5 protein-coding genes and 1 tRNA gene are annotated in these 7479 nt (G+C 54.5%); 5 read left to right on the forward strand and 1 reads right to left on the reverse strand.

All coding sequences use genetic code 11. The annotated features are described in order from the left end of the window. Positions 1 to 103 precede the first annotated feature (103 nt). Positions 104 to 1729: a sensor histidine kinase gene (locus tag ACERY3_RS21845; RefSeq protein ID WP_087823212.1), complete on the forward strand. Its 1626-nt coding sequence runs from the start codon at positions 104 to 106 to the stop codon at positions 1727 to 1729. Then, on the forward strand, positions 1719 to 2411 hold the full coding sequence (locus ACERY3_RS21850; RefSeq protein ID WP_023309148.1) for a response regulator: 693 nt from the start codon (positions 1719 to 1721) through the stop codon (positions 2409 to 2411). The genes ACERY3_RS21845 and ACERY3_RS21850 overlap by 11 nt, the downstream gene beginning before the upstream one ends. 54 nt (positions 2412 to 2465) lie before the next feature. Here ACERY3_RS21850 and ACERY3_RS21855 read toward each other — a convergent pair whose 3' ends face one another. Next, the gene (locus ACERY3_RS21855) at positions 2466 to 4601 is read right to left on the reverse strand and encodes an ornithine decarboxylase (protein WP_048979386.1); all 2136 of its coding nucleotides are present in this window, start codon (positions 4599 to 4601) and stop codon (positions 2466 to 2468) included. Positions 4602 to 4782: 181 nt separating this feature from the next. On the opposite strand from ACERY3_RS21855, the gene ACERY3_RS21860 reads away from it, so the two are divergent. From ACERY3_RS21860 to ACERY3_RS21870, 3 genes are all read left to right on the forward strand, one after another. Further along, positions 4783 to 5499, forward strand: a complete 717-nt coding sequence (locus tag ACERY3_RS21860; protein WP_199029149.1) for a DUF554 domain-containing protein — start codon at positions 4783 to 4785, stop codon at positions 5497 to 5499. Between the two features lie 95 nt (positions 5500 to 5594). Beyond that, positions 5595 to 5670: transfer RNA gene (locus tag ACERY3_RS21865), tRNA-Phe, on the forward strand. A 195-nt stretch (positions 5671 to 5865) separates the two neighbouring features. Next, positions 5866 to 7122, forward strand: a complete 1257-nt coding sequence (locus ACERY3_RS21870) for an integrase arm-type DNA-binding domain-containing protein (protein WP_262771690.1) — start codon at positions 5866 to 5868, stop codon at positions 7120 to 7122. Positions 7123 to 7479 lie beyond the last annotated feature (357 nt).

Here is a 7479-nt window from a genome sequence, read left to right on the forward strand (position 1 = left end):
CAGCGCCCGCTGTGCAAGGGATCACAAGTTTTCGGCAAAGCGGGCGTCAGCGCAAAAAAAGATGATATATTGGCGATCTTTGCTGCTACCTCGCGTGATAGTTATGAAAGTTTCTTTCCAGATTAAGCTGTTTATTTCGCTGGTTGCCTTTTTCTCGGTGCTTTTCGCGCTGCTGGGCGGATATTATTATGCCGACGTCGGGAAACAGCTTTATCAGGAAATGAGTACGCGTGCCAAAATACAGGCTGAAGAGATTGCGCTTATTCCAACATTGCGTAATGAAGTTGAACAAAAGAATATCAGCGCCATCCATGATTTTATGCAGAAGATTTCTGCGCACAGTGACGCCAGCTTTATTGTGATTGGTGATAATAAGGGGCAGCATCTTTTTCACTCCGTCTTTGCCGACAGAGTGGGCACAACCCTGGTTGGCGGAGACAATGAAGCCGTGTTGCAGGGTAAAAGCACCACCACCATCCGCAAAGGCGGGCTGGGCATTTCGCTGCGCAGTAAAGCCCCTATCTTCAACGCCGCTGGACAGGTGGTCGGCATTGTTTCTGTCGGCTATCTCACCAGCTATCTTGATACCATTACCGTCAGCAAAGTGGTCAATATCCTGATTGCCGCCGTGCTGCTGCTGATCGCTCTCTTTATCTTCTCCTGGTTCTTTACCCGCAGCATCAAGAAGCAGATCTTCTCCCTTGAGCCGCGCGAGATCGGCCTGCTGGTGCGCCAGCAGAAGGCGATGATGGAGTCTATTTATGAAGGCGTGATTGCCATTGACGATCGGCGGCGGATTGAAGTCATCAACCAGGCGGCGCGCAAGCTGCTGGGCCTGAGCCAGCCGGCCCGCGAGCTGCGCGGACAGCTGATAAGCCAGGTGATCGATCCGGTCCCGTTCTTCGACACGCAGACGATGCTGGCGAAAGATACCCATGACGAGATTTGCCGTTTTAACGATCTCACGGTGATTGCCAGCCGGGTGCACATTATGCTTGAGGGGTCGCTGCAGGGCTGGGTGATCACCTTCCGCGATCGCAACGAGATCGACTCGCTAAGCGCCCAGCTCAGCCAGGTTAAACGCTATGTCGATAACCTGCGCATTATGCGCCACGAGCAGTTAAACAGGATGACCACCCTCTCCGGCCTGCTGCACATGGGCCGCTATGAGGAAGCCATTGGCTACATTCAGGCACAGTCGGAACATGCCCAGGAGCTGCTGGACTTTATCTCTTCGCGCTTCAGTTCCCCGACCCTGTGCGGCCTGCTGCTGGGGAAAGCCGCCCGCGCGCGGGAGAAAGGTGTAGAGCTGTGTTTCGACCCGGGCTGTCGGCTGGACAGACCGTTCCTGCCCCTTGGTGAGCAAGAGCTGATTTCGATTATTGGCAACCTGCTGGATAACGCCATCGAAGCAACACAGCGGTCGCCGCTTCCCCACGCGCCGGTAGAAGTGCTGATCAAACTCAGCGAACAGGAGCTGATTATTGAAGTCGCCGACCAGGGCGTTGGCATTACACCGGAGATGCGTGACCGGATCTTTGAACGCGGCATCACCACCAAAACGCGCGGCGATCATGGGATTGGCCTGTATCTGATCGAAAGCTACGTCACACAGGCTGGCGGCGCGATAGAAGTTGCCGATAATACCCCGCGCGGCGCCATTTTCTCCTTGTTTATCCCGGCCACGGGAATCGCCCGGCAACTGGAAGACACCGACTATGCAACATGAACTTATCGACGTACTGATTGTTGAAGACGAGAACGAACTGGCGCAACTGCACGCGGAGCTGATAGGCAAACACCCGCGTCTGAGGCTGGTGGGCATTGCCTCGTCGCTGGCTGCGGCCCAGGCAGAGCTTGAAAGCAAACAGCCGCAGCTCATGCTGCTGGATAACTATCTGCCGGATGGCAAAGGCATCTCGCTTATCAATAACCCCATGCTGGCCCGCGCCAACTGCTCGGTGATTTTTATTACCGCCGCCAGCGATATGGACACCTGCAGCCAGGCGATTCGCAACGGCGCGTTCGACTACATCCTCAAACCCGTCTCCTGGAAGCGGCTCAGCCAGTCGCTGGAGCGGTTTGTGCAGTTTGCGGAACAGCAGCGCGTCTGGAAGATTGTCGACCAGCAGAACGTGGATTCGCTCTATCAGCTCCAGGCGAAAAACTACCGCCTGGACAACGGCAGTAAAGGCATTGAGGAAAATACGCTGGCGCGGGTGCAGACGCTGTTCAACGACAAGGCAACGCACTGCTTTACCGTGGATGAGGTGGTGAGCGAAACGGGATTAAGCAAAACCACCACCCGGCGCTATCTGGAACACTGCGTAGAGGCGGGTTTTCTGACGGTGGAGATGCTGTACGGCAAGATTGGGCATCCGAGGAGGATGTACAAGCGTAGTGCGGTTTGATGAAAGGTTCCCTCTCCCTGTGGGAGAGGGTTAGGGTGAGGGCAACAGCCCGCACTATCTCAATACATAACCATACAGCCGCTTAATCCCGTCGGCATCCTTCTCGCTGTAAACCCCCTGCAGCTCCGGCGAGAAGCCCGGCAGCAGATTGATGCCCTCCTCCAGCGCGAGGAAGTAACGCTGTACCGCCCCGCCCCAGACCTCACCCGGCACCACGCACAGCACGCCCGGCGGATAGGGTAGCGCCCCTTCGGCAGCAATGCGCCCTGCGGCATCCCGTATGCGAACCAGCTCCACGTCACCGCGAATATAGGCCCGGTTCGCATCCTGCGGGTTCATCACCACCTCAGGCAGGCTCTCCTTGCGGAACATCGCCTTCTGCAGATCCTTCACGTCAAAGCTGACGTAGAGATCGTGCATCTCCTGGCACAGCTGGCGAAGGGTGTAATCCCGGTAGCGCACCGGGTATTTCTGGAAGATCGTCGGCAGCACGTCCGCCAGCGGCGTGTCGTCTTCAATATGCTGTTCGAACTGGCCCAGCATCGCCACCAGCTGCGCCAGCTTCTCGCTGCTTTCGGCAGGCGTCAGCAGGAACAGGATCGAATTGAGGTCGCATTTCTCCGGCACGATGCCGTTTTCGCGCAGGTAGTGCGCCAGAATCGTCGCCGGGATCCCGAAATCCGTGTACTCACCGGTTTCGGCATCGATACCCGGCGTGGTCAGCAGGAGCTTGCACGGGTCGACAAAGTACTGCTCGCGGGCATAGCCCTCAAAGCCGTGCCATTTGGCCCCCGGCTCAAAGCTGAAGAAGCGCAGCTCGCTGGCGATGGCGTGCGTCGGATGATCCTGCCACGGCCGGCCCGCCACCACCGGCGGGATAAACGGTTTGATCATATGGCAATTCGCAATGATCGCCTTGCGCGCTTCAATCCCCAGTTCGACGCACTCCGCCCACAGCCTGCGTCCGCTTTCACCTTCGTGGATCTTGGCATTCACATCCAGCGCTGCGAACAGCGGATAAAACGGGCTGGTGGAGGCATGCAGCATAAACGCGTTGTTCAGCCGCTTGTGCGGGCAGAAACGCGCCTGACCGCGAATGTGGTTATCCTTTTTATGGATCTGCGACGTTTGCGAGAACCCGGCCTGCTGTTTATGCACCGACTGGGTCACGAAAATTCCCGGATCGTTCTCGTTCAATTCCAGCAAGAGCGGGGACGTTTCCGCCATCATCGGAATAAACTGCTCGTAACCCACCCATGCGGAGTCAAAGAGGATGTAGTCGCAGAGATGACCGATCTTGTCGATCACCTGGCGGGCGTTGTAGATCGTCCCGTCGTAGGTGCCAAGCTGAATGATCGCCAGGCGGAACGGGCGCGCCTCGTCGGCCTTCTCCGGCGCCGCTTCACGGATAAGATCCCGCAGATAGGCATCGTCAAAGCAGTGGTCGTCAATCCCGCCAATAAAGCCAAACGGGTTACGCGCGGCCTCAAGATAAACCGGCGTGGCGCCCGCCTGGATCAGCGCTCCGTGGTGGTTAGATTTGTGGTTATTGCGGTCGAACAGCACCAGGTCGCCGCGGGTCAGCAGCGCGTTGGTTACCACCTTATTGGCCGCTGAGGTGCCGTTCAGCACGAAGTAGGTTTTGTCCGCGTTGAACACTTTCGCCGCGAACTTTTGCGCGTGCTTGGCGGACCCTTCGTGGATCAGCAGATCGCCCAGCTTCACGTCGGCGTTGCACATGTCGGCGCGAAACACGTTTTCACCGAAGAAATCATAGAACTGTCGCCCTGCCGGGTGTTTTTTGAAAAATGCCCCGTGCTGGTGGCCCGGACAGGCGAAAGTGCTGTTGCCCATCTCCACATACTGGCTCAGGGTGTCGAAAAAAGGCGGCAGCAGGTTCTCTTCGTAGCGGCTGGCAGCGCTCTCCAGTTCCAGAAACTCCTGAGCTTTACCCGAGATGACCGCGGTGGCGCCGTCGGGTACGTCCGTTGGCTCCTGCGAGAAAATAAACACCGGTAAATGAAAGCCCGTGCGTTTCAGCAGAGCAAGAATGCCGCTGCGACTTTCAGCTGTTGTGATGACGACGGCCGCCACATCGGTAAAATCAGTGCTGTCCAGCGTCACCTTTTCGCGGTGCGTAGACACAGTGGAGAGCAGCTCGCGGCTGACGGCAATTTTCATGGTTTTCATAGGCGCAGTTACCCTCACCGGGCGGTGAGACAGGGAGGAGAAAATTCGCGCAATAATGTCACCTTTTATTTTGAGGTGCAAGAAGGAATCAGTATGCACGAAACCAACCAAAGCTAAGGCTCGCGCAGCCCTGCCGTGCCATAATAATGCAATATCAATGATTAAATAACAGGAGTTAACTTTGGTTATCGGGCCATTTATTAACGCAGGCGCCGTATTGCTGGGCGGCGTACTCGGCGCCGTGCTGAGCCAGCGGTTGCCGGAGCGTATTCGCACCTCCATGCCCTCGATATTCGGCCTGGCATCGTTAGGGATCGGTATTCTTCTCGTGATCAAATGCGCCAACCTGCCGGTGATGGTGCTGGCCACCCTGCTCGGCGCGCTGATTGGCGAGTTCTGCTATCTGGAAAAAGGCATTAACAGCGCGGTGAGTAAAGCCAAAAACCTGATTGCCCGACCGGGCGGCAAGGCGAAACACGGCACGCACGAGTCGTTTATTCAAAACTATGTCGCCATCATCATTCTGTTTTGCGCCAGCGGCACCGGGATTTTCGGTTCAATGCAGGAAGGGATGACCGGCGACCCAAGCATATTGATTGCGAAAGCGTTCCTTGATTTCTTCACCGCCACCATTTTCGCCACTACCCTTGGCGTCGCCGTGGCGGCGATTTGCATCCCGATGCTGCTTATTCAACTCGCGCTCGCCACCTGCGCCACGTTGATTCTCCCGCTCACCACGCCGGCGATGATGGCAGACTTCACCGCCGTCGGCGGCCTGCTGCTGTTGGCGACCGGGCTACGCATCTGTGGGATTAAGATGTTTGCCGTGGTGAACATGCTGCCCGCACTGCTGCTCGCCATGCCACTCTCTGCGCTCTGGACGCACTTTTTTGCTTAAGGATACGGCGAAATGGTGAGAGATTGCGCAGTCTGTAACGAAAACAACATTTTTCGTTGACGCCACGGGGCAGATCGGGTTTAATGCGCCCCGTTGCCCGGATAGCTCAGTCGGTAGAGCAGGGGATTGAAAATCCCCGTGTCCTTGGTTCGATTCCGAGTCCGGGCACCAAATTCATATCAACGGACCTCCACGGAGGTCCGTTTTTGCATTCTGAGTCCACAAAAATCAACACACCTACAATTCCTTAACTCCACCTCACTCAATCAACTTCAACCCACATCAAGTCCCTTGCGAGGGTACAACTGAGGGTATAGTCTGATTCGATAAAATTTATACCCCTTTTTCTATCAGGAGACACCGCCAATGGCGCTCACTGACGCTAAAATCCGTGCAGCTAAACCGGATGAAAAGCCTTATAAACTTGCCGACAGCGGCAACATGTTTTTGCTCGTTCACCCCAATGGCTCCCGCTACTGGCGACTGCGCTACCGATTTCTGGGTAAAGAGAAAACGCTTGCTCTCGGTGTTTATCCTGACGTCTCGTTATCAGAAGCAAGGGAAAAGCGCGATGCGGCCAGGAAACATATAGCGGAAGGAATTGACCCGTGCGAACAGAAGCGGAGAAAAAAATCTGTACCCGAAACAGCTCAGACATTTGAAGGCATCGCAAGACAGTGGCATAAGAGCAACAAAAAATGGTCTGCCTCACATAGTGAGAAAATACTTAAAAGTCTCGAGACTCATGTTTTCCCCTATATCGGTTCACGTGATATTACCACCCTCAGGACTCCCGATTTACTTGTTCCCGTTAAAGCAGCTGAAGCCAAAGAGATATATGAAATTGCAGCCCGCCTCCAGCAACGTATCTCTTCAATCATGCGCTATGCTGCCCAGTCAGGCATTATTAGCTATAACCCTGCCATGGATATGGCTGGCGCTTTAACGACGGTGAAACGACAGCACCGCCCTGCCCTCGCCTTGAATCGCATTTCAGAGTTACTTGAACGACTGGATGCATACAGAGGACAACCTCTCACCCGACTGGCAACTAAACTAACCCTGCTTATCTTTATACGGTCCAGCGAGCTTCGCTTTGCCAGGTGGTCTGAGATCGACTTCAAGAAAGCCATGTGGACCATTCCTCCAGAGCGGAAACCTATTGAGGGTGTCAAGTATTCCCATCGTGGCTCAAAAATGCGGACAGAGCATCTGGTGCCACTCTCTACTCAGGCGCTTGATATTCTGCAGCAGCTCCACATCATCAGCGGAGAATATGAACTAATTTTCACTGGCGACCACAATCCATGGAAACCCATGAGTGAAAATACGGTGAATAATGCCCTGCGGCTTATGGGCTACGATACAAAGGTAGATGTCTGTGGTCACGGCTTCCGGGCAATGGCATGCAGTTCGTTGATTGAGTCAGGATTATGGTCGAGAGACGCAGTTGAACGACAGATGAGTCATCAGGAGCGAAATGGCGTACGTGCGGCTTACATTCATAAGGCTGAGTTTTTGGATGAGCGCAGACTAATGTTGCAGTGGTGGGCGGATTTTCTTGACGCTAATTGTGATAAGGGAGTGAGTCCGTTTGATTTTGCAAAGATTCATTCAGGTTAATTACTCTTAATAACCTGAAACGGCATCCTTAACATGCAGGACCTGATATGGGCGGGAGGACTAATCACGTTTGACCGCGTGGATACCAACAGTATTTGCAGAGTATGCCGAACACACAGGTATTTCTGTCATCAGTACATAAAAGAAAAAAGCATAACCAAAGACACCAGGCCACAGGCCAGGCATGCTTTGATTGTTGTATTTTACTCATTATCGATTCAGCAAAAATCGAGCCTGTCAGTAATTCTGTGTAACTGCCACTGTGTTAAAGGTGATCGCTCAGGCGGTCACCGAACTCGATAATAAAACGACTCATTGCCAGCCGCCAGTTCTGGATCGGCATACTCCATTTTTTTG

Origin of the sequence: Enterobacter cloacae complex sp. ESBL7, from assembly GCF_041679625.1 — a bacterium.
In the GTDB taxonomy this organism is placed as follows: Bacteria; Pseudomonadota; Gammaproteobacteria; order Enterobacterales; family Enterobacteriaceae; genus Enterobacter; species Enterobacter asburiae_B.

Coding starts and splice junctions, on each gene's coding strand:
- ACERY3_RS21845 (WP_087823212.1), top strand. CDS start 104: ATGAAAGTTTCTTTCCAGATTAAGCTGTTTATTTCGCTGGTTGCCTTT.
- ACERY3_RS21850 (WP_023309148.1), top strand. CDS start 1,719: ATGCAACATGAACTTATCGACGTACTGATTGTTGAAGACGAGAACGAA.
- ACERY3_RS21855 (WP_048979386.1), bottom strand. CDS start 4,601: ATGAAAACCATGAAAATTGCCGTCAGCCGCGAGCTGCTCTCCACTGTG.
- ACERY3_RS21870 (WP_262771690.1), top strand. CDS start 5,866: ATGGCGCTCACTGACGCTAAAATCCGTGCAGCTAAACCGGATGAAAAG.